A 16794-nucleotide genomic window follows, 5' to 3' on the forward strand; every position below is an offset into this window, starting at 1 on the left:
TCCAGTGAACGCTTCCCTCCATCCCGAGAACCGTTCCAGCGCAGCGCTTTCTGCGAGGACAATCCATTCGCGGGTGTAGAGATGCGGTTTCAGCTCCGGGACGTCGGAGACGATGAACTCAAGCTAGATCGCCGCATCCTGCATCTTCAACCAGGAGGCGAACCGCGGATCGGACTGTGCGTCTCGATACTCCGGTGTCTCTCTGCTCGGGCCAGACTTCGAACCTGCCGCTGTCATCCCCCTCCGCCGAGATGCTGATACGTGAATTGACCAGGGTACTTCGCCGCAGCGCGTCGAGCCGCGCGATCTGAGCCGGAGAGATCGGGTCACGGAGGTTGTACTGGACATTCCAGCCCTCACGGAGCGCTTCTTCGTCCTTGTCCAGCTGCGCGTACTCCATCCTCCCGGACTTATTCTCGACGAGCAGCCTCACATCCGGGTCGGTGTTCGCGTAGTCCCAGACGTGGTCATCGACGATAGAAGGATCCCGATACTGCGCGACGAAGCCGTTCTCCTCGTGGAACCCGAGCAACTCACCGACTTGGAGCCGTTCCCGACGTTCTCTATCAGCCGGTCGTACTTCTTGCTCCACTCCTCCGTCGAGAGGTCGCCGCCGTTGGCGAGGTACCTCTCCCACGCGTCCTGCTTCCACTTCGGGAAGACTGAGACGTCTTGATCGTGCCGTCCTCGTCGATCTCGAACGTCGCGAGCGGCTTCTCGATCGTCTCTGCCAGCCGCGCAGCAACCCCGCCTGCAGCTCTGATCTCGGTCATCGCCGAGGTCGTGACGACGACATCCGATTCCAGCGCGCGGATCACGTTGTAGATCCGTCTGCCTGTCGACGCGATCCGCTCAGCAGTGACCCCCGCTGCGACCAGATCCGACCCGTCCGCCGTGACGAGCGTCGCTGCGACGCCGACAGTCAGTGTGACAACCATCGAGATGCCGAGTTCGTCGATCGCAGACACGATCTCGTTCCGCCGGTTCACCACTGCAGACCCCAACGAGGTCGCGGCGGAAGCGAGAGTGGATCCCTCTTCCTGAAGATGGCCGGCTGGCGTGATCAGATTGTCCAGGATCTCTTGGTGGAGCGCGAACGCGTCCGGCCCGGACCCAGCCGGTGGAGAGCCTGTCGCAGTCAGGACGTCGTCCGCCTGTCCTTGATCAGAACCTGTAGCGCGTCGAGCGCCACCCCCCCGCGACAGTCAGCCTGGTCGGGTCCGCGTGCGGGACGGACACGCCCACCGCTGCGACCAGCCCTGGGATGTCGGAGTTCAGGCCCGGCCCTTTCTCACCCACCACGGAGGGCGGCGCAGCGTAGGGATTCGCTGCTCCGATGGCCGGGGCCGCGCAGGAGGAGCGGGAGCTGGCCCCTGCTTGCCGCCTGCGACGTACTCCGCGTTCAGGTGATTGAGCCCGTCGAGGTACGCACGAGACGCGATCGCTCCGAACGCAATCCGCGAGCTGGCAGACCTGACGGATGTGATCGCCGATCGCGCCGTCGTATGCCTTCCCCCACCCTGCCCCGACCTGGTCGTTTCCCGCCATCGACACACTCAAGTCCAGCGCGATCGACGCCGACGTGATCGCGTCGCGGACAACGAGCTCGCATTGTCCGCCGCGGCGGCGACGCGGAAGAACCAGTCCGGGTCATTGGTCACAGCTGGCATCGATCCCCCAATCGGCCCATCGCCTAGCCGAATATCTTCGAGTTCGACTCCAGCGCAGCGCGATACGCGTCCCGCGCCCTCCCTACTCGCTGCTGGATCGCGACGAGATGCTCACGCATCGCCCCTGCAGACCTCACCCAGTCGGAGTGGCGGGACTCGTACGCCGACGCACCCTCACCGGTCCGGCGGAGGTGGTTCGACGTCACGATCTCCCCCACCCGGCGGAGCTGTTCTGCACAGTGGTCAGCGAAGTCAGACAGCCTCCGCTCCGCGTCGGCGAGCATCTCGACGTCGACTCCGCACACGCTCACAGGTTGAGCGACGAGAGCGTCGACGCGGACTCCGTATCGGTACGGTCGTAGCCGAGGATCGCATCCGGGACCAGCTTCGCGATCGCTTCCGCGTCCTCGACGACCTCCGCCGCGTGGCGGCTGAACTCCTCGAAGTGCGATGTAAAGAACGTCGCTGACGATCCCTACCAACCGGACCCGAGCAGCTCCGACACCTCGTCGCAGACCACTCTCAGTCCGGTGTGGAGCGACTTGTTGATCTCATCCAGCTCAGCCACCGAAGCGCGAACAGCAGCGCTGTCGACAAGCATTTCCCCCGGCATAGACCCCTTAGTCAGACATCAGTCGTGCACAGCGACACAAACGTAACCAAACGTTGGGCACCTCGACTGCCGGCGATCGACTGGTACACGACCCGCGATTCTTGAGGGCGAGCAAAACTAGGTTGCTCGCGGTCGCACCTGGTAGAGCTCCGCCTCAGACACTTGATCCGTGGAAGCTAGGATGATCGACCGGGGTCCCTGTCACCATCGTCCACTGGTCCTCCCAGCCTAATCGACCGCGGCGAAAGAATTCGTCGCGAACTCCGGGCCTGCACCACAAGGTCAGCAACTGAGTGAACGAGGAGACTTCCTTCCAACAGGCTGCTGCCGCCAGCGCAAACTCGTCGATGTCTGCGGCTGGATATCCCGATTTGATAAGGCCGACAGGATATGACGGATTAAAACGACGTTGATACAGGTGCGAGACAGCGAGATCGAAAAGACGCGGCCCGACCTTGACGTAGTCCGTGTCGATGAAGAGGATTCGGCCGAGCGGCTTGAGCTTTACCATGTTGCCGATATGGGGATCGCCGTGCACGATGCCAGCATCTTCCATCAGCTCGGAGTATGGGTAAGATCTCTCTGCTCTTTTGATCAGGTCTTGACAGAGTTGCCCTGCTTCGACGAGTGATTGATCCCTAGACCCTATCGCCCACAACGTTCGTTCGGTCGCGTAGCGTGGAATATCTAGAACTTCAAGATCCTTCGGACGATACCGGCCCCAGCCGGATAGCTCTCGGCCGAGTTCGATCCAATCGCTGTCGACGAGAATTAACTGCTCGACGGGTCTAGCGAGAGGGAAGCTTGAAATATCAAATCCTCCAACGGTTTCTATCTCTCTATGTAGCGGAGCCAGAACGTTCAAGCCGAGGTCCGCCAGAAGTGAAGCTTTATAGTGACCCCCACGCACGGACATCGAGTAATTGGAGTCATTCGATTCCGCAACACGGTAAACCGCCGACAACATCTGGGAGGAGTATACTTGGTGAGTTGGTTGCGTGTTGATGCGCCTGCAGTCCTTTGGCAGGTTAAGATGTACTGGGTTCATCATCAGAGATCTCTCTCCTGCGCTCGGATCATCGTGGATGAGATGTCCTCGGAGGATTCCCGGTTCACGATCAGAACGCGCTTCTGGCGGATTGCTTCCCTCATCTGAGGTTCGGATGCATAGCGAGACGCACCGGAGTCGTCACTCTCCTCGACACCCGGGCGGAGCACACAGACCGCGTAACCGGACACCGAGAAGGCTCGCATCGAGACAGCATTGTCTGCACCGAAAACGTAGAACAACGTGTAGTCCCGGATCGCGATGTCGTGGAGGGTCCGGCTGATCCGGATTAGCGACTGGGAGAAGGACCTCGGCCCTCCCGAATAAGACGCATCCCAGACATCGAGAAACACAGGAGTATCCTCGTTAAGCATTTCCGGGAGGATCTTTCTCGCGGAGTCTCTCCTGACTGAGGTGTCGACAAGCGCCTTCGGATTCTTCGGCAGCACCTTCGATCGCACATGAGCCTCCGACTGCAGGGAGAACACAGCAGCTACAGGGGTGTAGCCGAGTTCTTTCACTGCTCTGTCCGCAGTCGCCATCAGCTCGACATGCTGACCATGCATCGGAGCGTAAGAGCCCGTCCCCACGAGGATCGCGGCGTCGCCGCACTCGGACACCATCTTCATCCTGCGATAGATCTCATCATCCCGGTTGAACCCGATCAAAGTGTCCGGGTATTCACTCGGGAAGTCCCGCGACTTCACCACCTCCAAGCTGGGAGTAGCGCAGAGTCCGGCACTCCTCAGCTGTGAGAGTGAGTACTTCTCCAACGCAGTTCCAAACCAGGGATCGTCCGCAATCGCGAGCAAAGTATCCTGTGTATTTTCGTACGGGTTCATCTTTCCTCCTAGGTATGAACTCTTCGGCAGAGCTGAGATCGGAGAGCATCCCGATGGGGTCCCCCTCACGACGCTCGGAGTGAGGCTAGAACTCCCGATATTGCATTCTGTTAAGACTTAGTTCCCTGCTAATGCTCAACGTCCGCTTCCCTTGAAAGGAGTTGTTCTCTGTTGTAATCGCGATGATCACATCGCTGTTCTTCCTTGCGGTGCGCTGGAACGCAGAGTCGAACGACTCCGCAACAACATGATTGATATCTCGGCTAGAGTCATAGATCTTGTCCAGCGCGATCAGGTTCACTTCCGAAGAGATCCGGCACATCTCGATCGCAGAGACCACAACGGATCTCACCACGAGAGCGTTGTACTGCTCGTCTCTGTATGAGTATGCGCCCTGCTTGAACAGGTCTACGTTGATGTATGAGCCGTAAGAGATTCTCCGAGAAAGACTCTCAGGCAGTGTGGGAATGAGACTGGCTACTCGTGTACCGATCAGAAGCTGAAGCGCAGGGGTGACCTCTCGGATCCCGAGTAGCCTCTCGTAGTCGGACTCTCCCAGTACCGGACGATTCTCCTGCCCCATGACAGGCCCTGTCAAAATCGTTCCCACCGTGCAAAGCTCTCCTCGAAATGCCTCTTCGACAGCCTCAATCACAGTAGGCCGAATGTAGTTCGGGATGAAGCGATGCCCAGTGTAGAAAAGCTGGATCAGATCCAGGAGAAAACTGACCGTTTCCCCCGGTGACATCGTAGGGCTTCCCTTCGACGCCATAAGGACAGGATCGAGCGTGCCTGAGTTTGCCTCACACCAGGACTTGGTCATGTATATCGACTGATCTGCCAGACGATGGATCGGGCCAGGTCTTCCCTCCCCGATATGAATTGCTCTGGCTCCGTCGCGGTGCTCTTGGAGAGTTCTCCACATTTGGGTTACCGCGATGGTTCGTCTGCCTGTGTTGTCGCCCGTGATTAACATGTACGGGCTGGAAGGGTTCCGGACAAAGAGAGGAAACTCGTATCCTCTTCCGTCTAAGTAGCCGCCGTACGGAACCATCGGAGACTGGAAAGGGTGGGCGAGGACCAGGTCAAGTCTCTGGAACTCTCTCAGAGCAGTTGTGTATGAGGATAGACCGTTGGCGAGCTGAAACGCTCGAACCTCGGCTTTCAGAGCCCTATTCTTCGGCACGACCTACTCCATCTCATCAGAATGTCACTGTGCCCACTCTGAGATGAGTGATCGTAAACCGGGGTACATCGGATCATAGATCCTGGTTACGCTTCACGGTTCGGAGAACCTTGTCGTCAGCGTCGAATCAGTCGCACAGGGACTTTCTCGACTCCGAGTACGGCGTGTGATCGCCGGGTGTGGACCTCGACTATAAGGAAAAAGACGCGCTTTCGCCACTGTGATCCCCGCGGGGCTGAGCCAAGCCCAACCATCAGGCTCTACGCGTCGAGACCCGACCGGCACCTCAGTCCCTGAGTCATTCGATGAGCCCAGAGTCCGGCAAGGGCGCCTTCCGCCGCGTCGAGGACTTTCGGTTCAAGATGCCCGCCTGGAGGAGAGCCAGCGCTGTCGCAAGCTTCCGCGGGGCAGCGTTGCCGACCTGACGGGCAACCTGAATTTTCGTTCTCTCAAACTCGAACGAATCCGGGAATGACTGAAGTCCCGCCGCCTCGCGATGCGTGATCAATCGATCCGAGACTGGGTGAATGCAACGCCCCTTCTCCAGCTTGAAGAACTCGGTCCGCACCGTGACCGAGGGTTTGTCCTACCAGAGCCGCCGCATCACGTCTAAGGTCCCCGTCGGCTTGTCGCGGAGCATGCAGGAAGAAGATTAGGCCTGTCCCTCGCGAGATTGAACCGGTTCCCACCCTCAAAGATGGCGCGGTAACGCTCCAGGCTCGGTTGATTCGTGGATCACGGGTAGTTTGTCGATCGTGTCCCTCACCGTTCGATACGGGACCGCTCCCGGAGATTCCGGCCCGTGAGCTGGAGTCGGCGGCCACCGCACCTCGAATCGTCCTCAAATCTCCGCTGATTCCGAACGCTTGCCGATCAGGGTCGGTCGACTGCGTCTACCACGTCGGTCCTCCCGAACTCCGAGCTGCAGCGCTGAAGATTGCTGCTACGAAGAGGGTGGGAGGGAGTGGACCGCTCGCCTCCCCGTCTGATGTTGAAACGGATGGAGTCTCAGGTACGCGTTCGATCCTACGGGCAGCTGGTGAGCGAAATCGAAGGGATTTCTAAACCAGCACAAGCCGGGAGTATCGAGCCCTGACAAAATCGAATCGTAGTGGCTCCATTTTCGCGGGATACTGGAACAGTGGAACTCTGGATGGACGACCTCCACGTCCCTCCTGCCGGCTGGAGCTGGGCGAAGACAAGTGATGATGCGATCGAGGGGCTGAGAACCAGGAGCGTGTCTGTCCTGTCGCTCGATCGACCTCGGCGGTGACGACACGACCCGCCCGGTAGTCCTCTGGATGTGCGAGGACGGCGTCTGGCCGACCGAGATCCGAGTCCACTCCGCGAATCCAGTCGGCGTGGAATGGCTGACAGGGATGGTCGAGCGTTACCGGAATGGATGAACAAGCCTGGCGACCTCGACGTGACGCATAACTTTTCGTTCCAAATCCAAGACATGCAGTGAGCGCTTCCAGACCGCAGCATGTCGTTTCGAGCGCACCACGGCCCGACTGATTGGATTGAAATGCAGCAGCCCGCGTACGCGCCAAAATTGAAGGTGAAGGACGGCGAGAAGTGGTCCAAGGCACTAGCTGGGTATCTCCACCCCGGCGAATGATCTGGGCACTCGCTAAGTCGATCGGCATCCCCGACTTGATGCCTCATGAACTCCGACGTACGGCGGCGTTGCTCGCGATCCAGTCCGTTGCGAATGTCAAGGTCGTCCGGCGGATGCTCGGACACAAGTCCGCGACATTGACGTTCGATCTCTACGGGCACCTCTACGCGGATGAACTCGACAGCATTGCCGCCGCGCTCGATAGAGCCGCGTCAGGTTCGTCAGACCCACTGCGGACTATCTGCGGGCCGTTTCTGATGCGATAGATCCAAGCGAAGAATTCCACGCCGCTGACCTGGACCTGAACAGTGCCCCTAGTCGGACTCGAACCGACACTGTGCGGATTTTAAGTCCGCTGCCTCTGCCAATTGGGCTATAGGGGCCACCGCCGGAGGTTCGCTCCGGCGGTGACGATCATATCGGGCTGCTACTGCGCCGGGATGACCGGCGGGACGAACTCGAAGGTCATACCGAGAAGCCACACGAGCAGCAGGACTACTGGAAAGTGAAAGATGAACTGCAGGAACGTGAATCCGATCAGATCCCGTGCTCTCAGGCCCAGCACCGCCAGCAACGGGAGCATGAAGAACGGGTTGATGAGGTTCGGCAGGGCCTCGGCCACGTTGTAGATCTGGACGGTCCAGCCGAGGTTCATCTGCACGTCGGTCGCCGACTGCATCACGTACGGCGCTTCGACGAGCCACTTGCCACCGCCCGAGGGAACGAAGAGTCCGAGTACGACGGTGTAGATCGCGATGACCACCGCGAAGCCTCCACCGGATCCGATCTCGGTGAAGAAGGTCGCCAGATGCTCGGAGATCGTGATGCCTCCCCGGCCCTCCGCTTCGGTGAGCATGGCCGCCATCGCGGCGTAGAGCGGAAACTGCACCAGGATCCCGGCAGTAGCGGGCACCGCTTTGCTCACGGAATCGAGGAAGCGCCGCGGGGTGCCGTGCAGCACGAGCCCGAGCATCAGGAACACCAACAAGTACCCGTTGAGGCTGCTGACCACCGACAGCACCGGCAGCGTCAGCAGCTGGGAGACAAGCCATCCCAGCGTCATCGCGCCCACGAAGAGGGGAAGAATTCGGCTGTACTCGAGCCACTCCCCTGGTCGACTGCGCGGAGCAGGCTCGGTCACGGTGTCGTCCAGGTTGACGTTCATGTCCTGGGCCGTTTTGATCGCCGCGCCCTTGGGTGCCGAGAAGTGCGCGATGGCCACGGTGAGGACGATGATGATCACGCACATCAGCAACGACTGCCACGTGAAGATGGTGGTTCCGAAGTCGAGTACACCCGTCACCGAAAGCAGCGTCGCCGGAAGTGAACTGGCCGTCGCCTGCAGCTGAGCAGCCGAGGACGACATTCCGAGTGCCCACACGGCTCCGAGTCCCATGAATGCTGCCGCCCCGAGTGCTCGGTAGTCCGTCCGCAGATCGTCACGTCGCGCGATGGCTCGGGCCAGTAGACCGGCGAACACCAGGCTCAGTCCCCAGTTCAGGAAGGACACCGAGCAGGACAGCAGCGCCACGAAACTGACTGCGCTACTGGAACTCTTGGGCACCTGCGCCAATCGGGTGATCAATCTGGCGACCGGTGGAGATGTGGCCACGACGTAGCCGGTGAGAACGACCATCGCCATCTGCAGCGTGAAGGCGGTCAGGTCCCAGAAGCCGTTTCCGAACGCGTCGACCACATTCTGCGGAGACGACCCGTTGGCCAAGGCAGCGACAGCGACGACCACCACACCGACAAGCGCGAAGATGTAGGCGTCGGGAAACCACTTCTCGGTTCCCCTGGCGAGCGCTTGCGCGACGCGCGCCAAACCTTTCTCGGCCGGCACCTGGTCGGGCGGTGCCTGCTCGGCGGGTGACGTCATCGGTGGTCCTCACCTCGAAGGGAGCCGTGACGTGGGCCACAGCGCCTGTAAGGCTTCACCGAATCACGCAGCGATGCAACCTACATCGCCGCAGACCGCATCTGCAGAATTGCAGATCAGATCTTGATGGACATCGCGATACCGTCGAGGATGTCGTGCTCACTGACCGTCAACGAGCTCACGGCACCGCGTCGTTCGAACTCCTCGGCCAATACGCTGCAGACAATTGCACCGCCGCCGATCACATCGACCCGACCGGGATGCATGGGCCCCAACGCGCTTCGCTGCGTGTGGGTCATCCCGATCAGTCGCTCGCACACCTCGAAGAGCTGATCGAAGGGCACACGCGAGAGGTGCACCGCGTCGGCGTCGTACTCGGGTAGTTCCTTGGCGATGGCCGCGATGGTTGTCATCGTGCCGGCCACACCCACCCAGCTCGACGCGTCGCCGATCGACACTTCCTCGAACGCCTCCGCCAACTTCTCGCGGGCGTACTCACGCGCACCGTTGATCTCGTCGACGGTGGGCGGGTCGCTGTGCAAGAAGCGCTCGGTCAGCCGCACACACCCGATGTTGGCGGAGAACGCAGACTTCACGCCCTTCGCATCGCCGAGAACCAGTTCGGTGGAGCCGCCGCCCAGATCGACAACGACGAAAGGCCCTGCGGCAGCGTCGAGTTCACCGACTGCGCCGGCGAAGGACAACCGAGCCTCTTCGTCTCCGGTGATCACCTCGGCCTCGGCACCGGGGATGACTTTGCCGAGTACCTCGCGCACCATCGAGAAGAAGTCCTCCCGATTGGACGCGTCACGAGTAGCCGACGTCGCGACCATCCGCACCGCGGTGGCCCCGGTCTTGCGAATGATTTCCGCGTACTCCACCAATGCCACCCGGGTGCGCTCGATCGCCTCGGGCACGAATGCGCCGGTCGCGTCGACGCCCTGCCCGAGCCGCACCACTCGCATCTCGCGCGCGACGTCCGCCAGGGACTTACCGTTGTTGTCGGCGACGAGCAGGCGGATCGAGTTGGTGCCGCAATCGATTGCTGCAACCCTGGTCATGATTTCTCCGCACGTAGTTCTTCGATGGTCGGCCAATCGGCCGGAATAGCCTTGCCGCGCAACGAGTTCTCGGCTGCCAACGCAACCGACTCGTCACCCAGCGGGTTGACACCCGGGCCCTTGGCCAACGAATGCGCGATGAGCACGTGCAGGCATTTGACACGATCGGGCATGCCGCCGCCGGTGAAATCCGTTCCGAGAGATTCGATCTCGTCACGCTCGGCCAGATACGACTGGTGGGCGCGTAGGTATGCCGCGGCCAACTCGGGATCGGTACCGAGACGTTCGGTCATCTCCCGCATCACGCCGGCTGATTCCTGCCGACTGGCCTCGGCCGTCAGCCGCGGATCCGTCAGATAGAACAGGGTGGGAAAAGGCGTGCCGTCGGGCAGCTTCGGGGCGGTTTTCACCACACCCGGCCTGCCGTCCGGAGATCGATATGCGATCTCGAGTACACCACGCGGTTCACGTCCGAGCTGCGATGCGACCGCATCGAGATCTTCCTGCGAGACTGCCGAGGAATTCACCCGACCGGTCCTCCTTCTGGTTCTGGCACCGGCGGCGCGGCCGGTGCGGGTTCTGGCTGTACGAGAGGCATCGGTGCGGACGTCGGCTCAGCGGGCTCGTCCGATCCCTGCGGCTGGACCGCGGTGTTCCACAATTCGGTGTACCACGGTCCCGTCGGAGTGTTGTCCACTGCGAGGTCCTCGGAGCTCGGCGAGTAATCGCCGGGCAACTGCACCTGATACGGCGTCTCCCCCGGCATGACGAACCGCAGACGTTCGCGAGCGTCGGCCGCAATGCGGGACGGCTCGTCGAGTTGAGACTTCTGAACCTGCAGGCGGCTCACGTCGTTCTCCAACGCTTGCCGCTCGGCCAGCACGGATTCGAGCTCACTGCGTTGCGAGAAGTAGGTGCGCAGCGGCACCGCCAGCGTCAACGCCAGCGCACACACCACAACACCGAGAATGACGGCTCGTCCGGTGGACAGTCCGAAGAACGTCCGCTCGGGCATCTTGGGCCGACGAACACCGACGCGCCGGGGAGCAGCCTTGCCGCCGACCACCGCGTCGCGCACCTGCTCGGAGGTTTCCGGCGGGGTGGCCTGCCGACCGGAGGCGTTCTCGTCGCGAGAGACGCCCCCGGCCTTGGACCGACCCGAAGAGGAGGCCCGGCCGCGGGGTCGGGGATCACGTCCACCTGGACTGGTCCCTGACCTGCCGCGCCGTGCCATCATTCACTCTCCACTTCGTGCCATACGTGCCTGTTCGCTATCCCTCGTAATTGAACCGGGGGAAAGACAACTCGCCGGCGTAACGCGCCGCATCACCCAGAGCTTCTTCGATACGCAGCAACTGGTTGTACTTGGCAACGCGCTCGCTTCGAGCCGGAGCACCGGTCTTGATCTGGCCGCTGCCGACGGCAACTGCCAGGTCAGCGATGGTGGTGTCCTCGGTCTCGCCGGACCGGTGGCTCATCATCGTCTTGTAGCCGTTGCGGTGCGCCAGATCCACGGCATCGAGGGTCTCGGTGAGCGTGCCGATCTGGTTGACCTTGACCAGCAGCGCGTTGGCTGCACCCTTGACGATGCCGTCTTCGAGACGCTCGGGGTTGGTGACGAAGAGATCGTCGCCGACGATCTGCACCTTGTCGCCGATGGCCTCGGTGAGCGCAACCCAGCCGTCCCAGTCGTTCTCGTCGAGCGGATCCTCGATGGAGACCAGCGGGTAGGCGTCGACGAGCTCGCCGTAGAACGCCGACATCTGCTCGGCGGACTTGGTCTCACGCTCGAAGGCGTAGCCGGTTCCTGCGGTGTAGAACTCGGTGGCCGCCACGTCGAGAGCGAGGGCGACGTCCTGACCCGGCTTGAGGCCGGTCTTGCCGATGGCCTCGAGGATGAGGTCGAGGGCAGCCTTGGTACCTGCGAGGTCGGGAGCGAAGCCGCCCTCGTCGCCGAGGCCGGTGCCCAGGCCCTTGGCCTTGAGCACCGACTTGAGTGCGTGGTAGACCTCCGCACCCCAGCGCAGAGATTCCTTGAAGGTGGGTGCGCCGATGGGGGCGATCATGAATTCCTGCACGTCGACGCCACTGTCTGCGTGCGCGCCACCGTTGATGATGTTCATCATCGGAACGGGGAGGATGTGCGCGTTGGGGCCGCCGAGGTAGCGGAAGAGTTCGAGTCCGGTGGACTCGGCAGCGGACTTCGCGACCGCGAGCGAGACACCGAGCAGTGCGTTCGCGCCGAGGCGAGACTTGTCGGGCGTTCCGTCCAGATCCAGCAGGGCCTGGTCGACGGTGCGCTGCTCGATGGCGTCCAGACCGATGACGGCCGGCGCGATCTCGTCCAGCACGGCATTGACGGCCTTCTCGACACCCTTGCCGCCGTAGCGGTCTCCGCCGTCACGAAGCTCGACAGCTTCGTGCTCACCGGTGGATGCACCGGAGGGAACGGCGGCGCGACTCAGCGTCCCGTCGTCCAATGCGACCTCGACCTCGATCGTGGGGTTGCCACGAGAATCGAGGATTTCGCGCGCTCCGACCTGCTCAATGATGGCCACGAATGCTTCTCCTATAAACGGGTACCGACGGACTGTGCCGGGTGCAAGACTAGCCGCTCCCCTGCACTGCCCGCGATGCATGGAGGTCCTACGGCCTGGTGCCCACCGAGTACGCGGCCGCACGATCGCGCACATCCCGCAGGTACTGACCCGACAGGTTGTAGGCCATCAACGCCGTCTCCCAGCCCTGCGCGGTCCGCAGATCGCCGCCGCGCGCACACAGGTATCGCGCCGCGGTCAGCGCAGCGTCGTCGATGTTGTCGGGATCGGCGACGCCATCGCCGTTGGCGTCGACGCCCCATTTCTTCCACGTCTCGGGAATGAACTGCATGGGGCCCATGGCCCGATCGAACTCGGTGTCACCGTCCATGACGCCGCCGTCGGTGTCCGGAATCTCGGCGACGCCCGGTCCGCCGTCGAGGGGGATTCCGCGAATCGGCGGTGCGACGAGACCGTCGGGCTGAACCGACGAACCCTGGTACGTGCCGTGTCGACTCTCGATGTACCCGATGCCGGCGAGGGTCGTCCACGCGATTCCGCAATCGGCGTCCGTCTCGGTCATGATCGCCGCTGCGTGCCCGTACGACGCCAACGCGGTCACCGAGATGCCGAGCGCGTCGGTTTGCGGTTCGGCCCAGGCGAGCAACAGATCGGCCGTCCGCCCGGGCGCGTTGAAGTCGATGGCCGGCACTTCGGTGCCGGGCCCGGGCGGGATGCCTTCGGGAATCTCGCGCTCGGGCTCGCCTGTACCGCACGCGGTCAACGCGAGAAGGACCGACGCTGTGGCGAGCACGCAGATACGGGAGATCACCACTCCATCCTGCACACGCAAGGTAATAGAAAGCTAAAGACCACGATAACCCCTGGTCAACGCGTATTCGGCATGGGTTGCAGGGTGTATGTTCTGGTCAGCCCTCACGCATGAGGGTCGCCTACCCTTTGCGAGGGAAGGCGTACCAATGTTCGACGCACCGCAGGAGCCTGATTCATGCCACTTCTCGCCGCCGCAGGCTCAGCGCCGTCGATCGCCACCCGGATGTTCGGCAGTGGCTTGATCGGCCTGCGCGAGGGGCTCGAGACCGGCATCGTCGTGATGATCCTCGTCGCGTTCCTCGTCAAAGCCGATCGCCGCGACGCGCTCAAGTGGGTCTGGCTCGGAGTCGGCCTCGCCGTCGCCATGGTGGCCGCCATCTTCTTCGTGATCCACTACGGCACGTCCACCGTCACCGGACTGACCGCCGAAATCATCGCCGGAGCAGCATCGCTCGTTGCTGTGGTGATTGTGACGGCGATGGTGCTCTGGATGCGCACCGCCGCAAAGAACATCTCCGGCGAATTGCGCGCGAACATGGAGAAAGCGCTGACCGTCGGCCCCGCGGCAGTACTGGCGCTGGCGTTCTTCGCCGTCGGCCGCGAAGGCGTCGAGACCGCGCTGCTCATGGTCGGCTACGCCGAGAACACCAACGGCAGCCTCTGGCCACTGCTCGGACTGCTGCTCGGCATCGTCGTCGCGGCCGTGCTGACGGTGTTCCTGTACTTCGGTGCCGTCCGCATCAACTTCGCGGTGTTCTTCAAGTACACCGGCGTATTCCTCATCGTGGTCGCCGCCGGAATCCTCGCCTACGGCATCCGCGCACTGCAGATCGGCGGCATCCTGCCCGGCGGCAGTGCCGTCGCCTTCGACATCACCGCACACTTCGACGCCTCGAGCTGGTACGGCACCGTGCTCGCCGGCATCTTCAACTTCCGGCCCGAACCCACTGTGTTCCAAGCGATCGCGTGGGTGCTCTACATCGTGGTCGTCCTCTACCTCTTCCTCCGCCCGGTCCGCGTTCCCGCGACACCCGAGCCTGCTCTGCAATCCTCCTGAAAGGCACCACCACCATGCGTCGTACCACCTACGCTCTGGCCGCCGTTGCGGTTCTGCCGATGGCTCTGGCCGGATGCACCGAGAAGTCCTCCACCGAAGCCGCGTCGGGCGACATCACCGTCACCGCGACCGACTCCTCCTGCGACGTCGGCGCTTCCGAGGGCACCACCGGAAACTCGACGTTCCAGATCACCAACAACGGCAGCAAGGTCACCGAGTTCTACGTCTACGGCGAGGGCGACCGCGTCATGGGTGAGGTGGAGAACATCGGACCCGGCCTGACGCGTCAGCTCATCGTCGCCCTGCCCGACCCCGCCACGTACCAAACCGCCTGCAAGGCAGGCATGGTGGGCGACGGCATCCGCGCCGACTACGTCGTCACCGGCGACTCGGTGCGCACCACGGACGAGGACGGGCTCCTCGCCGAGGCCGCAGCCGGCTACAAGCGTTACGTCGTCAGCCAGATCGACGCACTGCAGGACACCACGACGTCCTTCGTCACCGCCGTCAAGAGCGGAGACGTCGACGCGGCCAAGGCTCAATTCCCCATTGCGCGTAGCTACTACGAGCGCATCGAGCCCGTCGCCGAGAGCTTCCCGGACGACCTCGACCCGCGCATCGACCTGCGTGAGCCCGACGTGGAGCCCGGTGCGGAGTGGACCGGCTTCCACCGCATCGAGAAGGACCTGTGGACGCAGGGTCTGCAGCCCGACACGAACGCGATGGCCGATCAGCTCGAGGCCGACATCACCGAACTCGCCGACAAGATCAAGGCCGACGACTTCACCATCGACCCGATCCAGGTGGCAGGCGGCGCACAGGGACTGCTCGACGAGGTCGCCAAGACCAAGATCAGCGGCGAAGAAGACTTCTTCTCGCACACCGACCTGTGGGACTTCCAGGCCAACGTCGACGGCTCGCAGGCTGCCATCGCCGCCGTCCGACCCATCCTCGACGAGCGCAACGCCGAACTGGGCACCGCCATCGACGCGCGCTTCGAAGAACTGGACGCAGAACTCGCCAAGTACCGCAGCGGCGACGGCTTCGTCTTCTACGACGCCGTGACCGAACCTCAGCGCCAGGAACTCTCGAACAAGATCGATGCGTTGTCCGCCGAAGTGAGCCAGGTGCAGGGTGTCGTTGCAGGACAATAAGACCGGGCAGTTCTCCCGACGGCGCCTCTTCGGTGCCGTCGGGACCGGTGCTGCGCTCGTCGGAGTCGGGGCAATCGCAGGACATGCGACGGCCTCCGGTGCCGAGGTGCCCACCTCGGATGTCGTCGAATTCCGTGGCGACCATCAGGCCGGAATCGTCACGCCGGCGCAGGATCGTATGCACTTCGTCGCTTTCGACGTCACCACCGACTCTCGCGACGAATTTGTTGCGCTGCTGAAGAAGTGGACCCTGATGGCCGAACGCCTCACCAAGGGTGAGGAGACGTTCGACGGCGGCGCGGTCGACGGCGGTCAGTACAACCCGCCCACCGACACGGGCGAAGCTCTCGGTCTGACGGCGTCGTCGCTGACGTTGACCATCGGTTTCGGGCCGAGCCTGTTCGATCGTTTCGACCTGGCATCGAAAAGGCCTGCGTCACTTGCCGATCTACAGCACTTCCCTGCCGACAACCTCGATCCCGCACGCTCCGGCGGAGACCTGTGCATCCAGGCCTGCGCCGACGACCCACAGGTTGCCGTCCACGCGATCCGCAACCTCGCCCGTGTCGGCTTCGGCACCGTGTCGGTCAAGTGGTCGCAACTCGGTTTCGGTCGAACCTCGTCCACCTCGACCACCCAGGCAACGCCGCGAAACCTGTTCGGATTCAAGGACGGAACGGCGAACCTCAAAGCCGAGGACCCGACTCTGCTCGACGACAACGTGTGGGTCTCTGCTGACGACGATCAGGCATGGATGGCCGGCGGCTCCTACCTCGTGGCGCGTCGAATCCGCATGTTGATCGAGTCCTGGGACCGCACCACGTTGAAAGAACAGGAGCGAGTGATCGGACGCAGCAAGGGAACCGGCGCGCCACTCGGCCAGAAGGACGAATTCGACGCACTCGATTTCGAATCCCAGGGCCCCGAGGGCACTTTCATCGACAAGACAGCGCACGTGCGCCTGGCGTCGAAGGAGAACCTCGGTGGCGTCCAGATCCTGCGTCGGGGCTACAACTTCACCGACGGATCCGACGGCTTCGGCCACCTCGACGCCGGCCTGTTCTTCATCGCCTACTGCCGCGACCCACTGACCCAATTCGTGCCGATGCAACTGGCGCTCTCCCGCAAGGACGCGTTGAACGAATACATCCAACACGTGGGATCGGCGGTCTTCGCCTGCCCACCCGGCGTCGAGGAATCCGAATACTGGGGTTCGACGCTGTTCGAGTGATCCTCCCGCGGGCCAACCCCGCCCGCGTCCGCCCCCCCCGTCCGCCCCACCCGTCCGCGTC

The 16794-nt window shown here is 62.6% G+C and carries 19 protein-coding genes and 1 tRNA gene; 6 read left to right on the top strand and 14 right to left on the bottom strand.

Going from position 1 to position 16794, the window contains the following annotated elements:
• Window positions 1-118: 118 nt before the first annotated feature.
• From CH295_RS02475 to CH295_RS28190, 7 genes are all read right to left on the bottom strand, one after another.
• Window positions 119-592 carry a hypothetical protein gene (locus CH295_RS02475; protein WP_141216935.1) on the bottom strand — a complete coding sequence of 158 codons (474 nt, stop codon included), beginning with the start codon at window positions 590-592 and terminating at the stop codon, window positions 119-121.
• Window positions 567-968 carry a hypothetical protein gene (locus CH295_RS02480; RefSeq protein WP_141216936.1) on the bottom strand — a complete coding sequence of 134 codons (402 nt, stop codon included), beginning with the start codon at window positions 966-968 and terminating at the stop codon, window positions 567-569. The genes CH295_RS02475 and CH295_RS02480 overlap by 26 nt, the downstream gene beginning before the upstream one ends.
• A gap of 725 nt (window positions 969-1693) precedes the next feature.
• A complete protein-coding gene (locus tag CH295_RS27435) occupies window positions 1694-1876 on the bottom strand; it encodes a WXG100 family type VII secretion target (RefSeq protein WP_141216937.1) in 183 nt (60 codons plus the stop codon).
• Between the two features lie 561 nt (window positions 1877-2437).
• On the bottom strand, window positions 2438-3250 hold the full coding sequence (locus tag CH295_RS02490) for a phosphotransferase (protein ID WP_170945717.1): 813 nt from the start codon (window positions 3248-3250) through the stop codon (window positions 2438-2440).
• Between the two features lie 83 nt (window positions 3251-3333).
• A complete protein-coding gene (locus tag CH295_RS02495; protein WP_094739696.1) occupies window positions 3334-4173 on the bottom strand; it encodes a hypothetical protein in 840 nt (279 codons plus the stop codon).
• An 85-nt stretch (window positions 4174-4258) separates the two neighbouring features.
• On the bottom strand, window positions 4259-5359 hold the full coding sequence (locus CH295_RS27440; protein WP_141216938.1) for a hypothetical protein: 1101 nt from the start codon (window positions 5357-5359) through the stop codon (window positions 4259-4261).
• Between the two features lie 298 nt (window positions 5360-5657).
• Window positions 5658-5927, bottom strand: coding sequence for a DNA cytosine methyltransferase (locus tag CH295_RS28190; protein ID WP_252341875.1), 270 nt, complete (start codon window positions 5925-5927; stop codon window positions 5658-5660).
• Between the two features lie 585 nt (window positions 5928-6512).
• Here CH295_RS28190 and CH295_RS28475 point away from each other — a divergent pair.
• The 3 genes from CH295_RS28475 (at window position 6513) to CH295_RS02515 (ending at window position 7246) form a co-directional block, all read left to right on the top strand.
• The gene (locus CH295_RS28475; RefSeq protein ID WP_353955435.1) at window positions 6513-6632 is read left to right on the top strand and encodes a cyclic-phosphate processing receiver domain-containing protein; all 120 of its coding nucleotides are present in this window, start codon (window positions 6513-6515) and stop codon (window positions 6630-6632) included.
• A gap of 28 nt (window positions 6633-6660) precedes the next feature.
• Window positions 6661-6765 carry a hypothetical protein gene (locus tag CH295_RS28480; RefSeq protein WP_353955436.1) on the top strand — a complete coding sequence of 35 codons (105 nt, stop codon included), beginning with the start codon at window positions 6661-6663 and terminating at the stop codon, window positions 6763-6765.
• A 211-nt stretch (window positions 6766-6976) separates the two neighbouring features.
• A complete protein-coding gene (locus tag CH295_RS02515) occupies window positions 6977-7246 on the top strand; it encodes a tyrosine-type recombinase/integrase (protein WP_094739698.1) in 270 nt (89 codons plus the stop codon).
• A 43-nt stretch (window positions 7247-7289) separates the two neighbouring features.
• Here CH295_RS02515 and CH295_RS02520 read toward each other — a convergent pair.
• From CH295_RS02520 to CH295_RS02550, 7 genes are all read right to left on the bottom strand, one after another.
• A tRNA-Leu gene (locus CH295_RS02520) sits at window positions 7290-7363 on the bottom strand.
• A 44-nt stretch (window positions 7364-7407) separates the two neighbouring features.
• Window positions 7408-8859 carry a short-chain fatty acid transporter gene (locus tag CH295_RS02525; protein ID WP_094739699.1) on the bottom strand — a complete coding sequence of 484 codons (1452 nt, stop codon included), beginning with the start codon at window positions 8857-8859 and terminating at the stop codon, window positions 7408-7410.
• A 116-nt stretch (window positions 8860-8975) separates the two neighbouring features.
• Window positions 8976-9920 carry a Ppx/GppA phosphatase family protein gene (locus tag CH295_RS02530; RefSeq protein WP_037192071.1) on the bottom strand — a complete coding sequence of 315 codons (945 nt, stop codon included), beginning with the start codon at window positions 9918-9920 and terminating at the stop codon, window positions 8976-8978.
• Window positions 9917-10447 (bottom strand): DUF501 domain-containing protein, encoded by a 531-nt coding sequence (locus tag CH295_RS02535; protein ID WP_032404265.1) that lies wholly within the window; start codon window positions 10445-10447, stop codon window positions 9917-9919. The genes CH295_RS02530 and CH295_RS02535 overlap by 4 nt, the downstream gene beginning before the upstream one ends.
• Window positions 10444-11157: an FtsB family cell division protein gene (locus tag CH295_RS02540; RefSeq protein ID WP_252341876.1), complete on the bottom strand. Its 714-nt coding sequence runs from the start codon at window positions 11155-11157 to the stop codon at window positions 10444-10446. Before CH295_RS02540 ends, CH295_RS02535 begins: the two co-directional genes overlap by 4 nt.
• 34 nt (window positions 11158-11191) lie before the next feature.
• The gene (gene eno, locus CH295_RS02545; protein WP_037192069.1) at window positions 11192-12478 is read right to left on the bottom strand and encodes a phosphopyruvate hydratase; all 1287 of its coding nucleotides are present in this window, start codon (window positions 12476-12478) and stop codon (window positions 11192-11194) included.
• Window positions 12479-12566: 88 nt separating this feature from the next.
• Entirely contained in the window at window positions 12567-13289 is a 723-nt protein-coding gene (locus CH295_RS02550) for a lytic transglycosylase domain-containing protein (RefSeq protein ID WP_094649927.1), read from the bottom strand.
• Between the two features lie 177 nt (window positions 13290-13466).
• On the opposite strand from CH295_RS02550, the gene efeU reads away from it, so the two are divergent.
• From efeU to efeB, 3 genes are read left to right on the top strand one after another with little or no spacing between them, the layout of a single operon-like run.
• Window positions 13467-14348 (top strand): iron uptake transporter permease EfeU, encoded by an 882-nt coding sequence (efeU, locus tag CH295_RS02555; RefSeq protein ID WP_094739700.1) that lies wholly within the window; start codon window positions 13467-13469, stop codon window positions 14346-14348.
• 14 nt (window positions 14349-14362) lie between these two features.
• Complete coding sequence (efeO, locus tag CH295_RS02560; protein WP_094739701.1) at window positions 14363-15502, top strand: iron uptake system protein EfeO; 1140 nt, start codon at window positions 14363-14365, stop codon at window positions 15500-15502.
• Window positions 15483-16733, top strand: a complete 1251-nt coding sequence (gene efeB, locus CH295_RS02565; RefSeq protein ID WP_094739702.1) for an iron uptake transporter deferrochelatase/peroxidase subunit — start codon at window positions 15483-15485, stop codon at window positions 16731-16733. Before efeO ends, efeB begins: the two co-directional genes overlap by 20 nt.
• Window positions 16734-16794 lie beyond the last annotated feature (61 nt).

It is taken from the genome of Rhodococcus sp. 14-2483-1-2 (assembly GCF_002259405.1).
GTDB lineage: Bacteria > Actinomycetota > Actinomycetes > Mycobacteriales > Mycobacteriaceae > Rhodococcoides.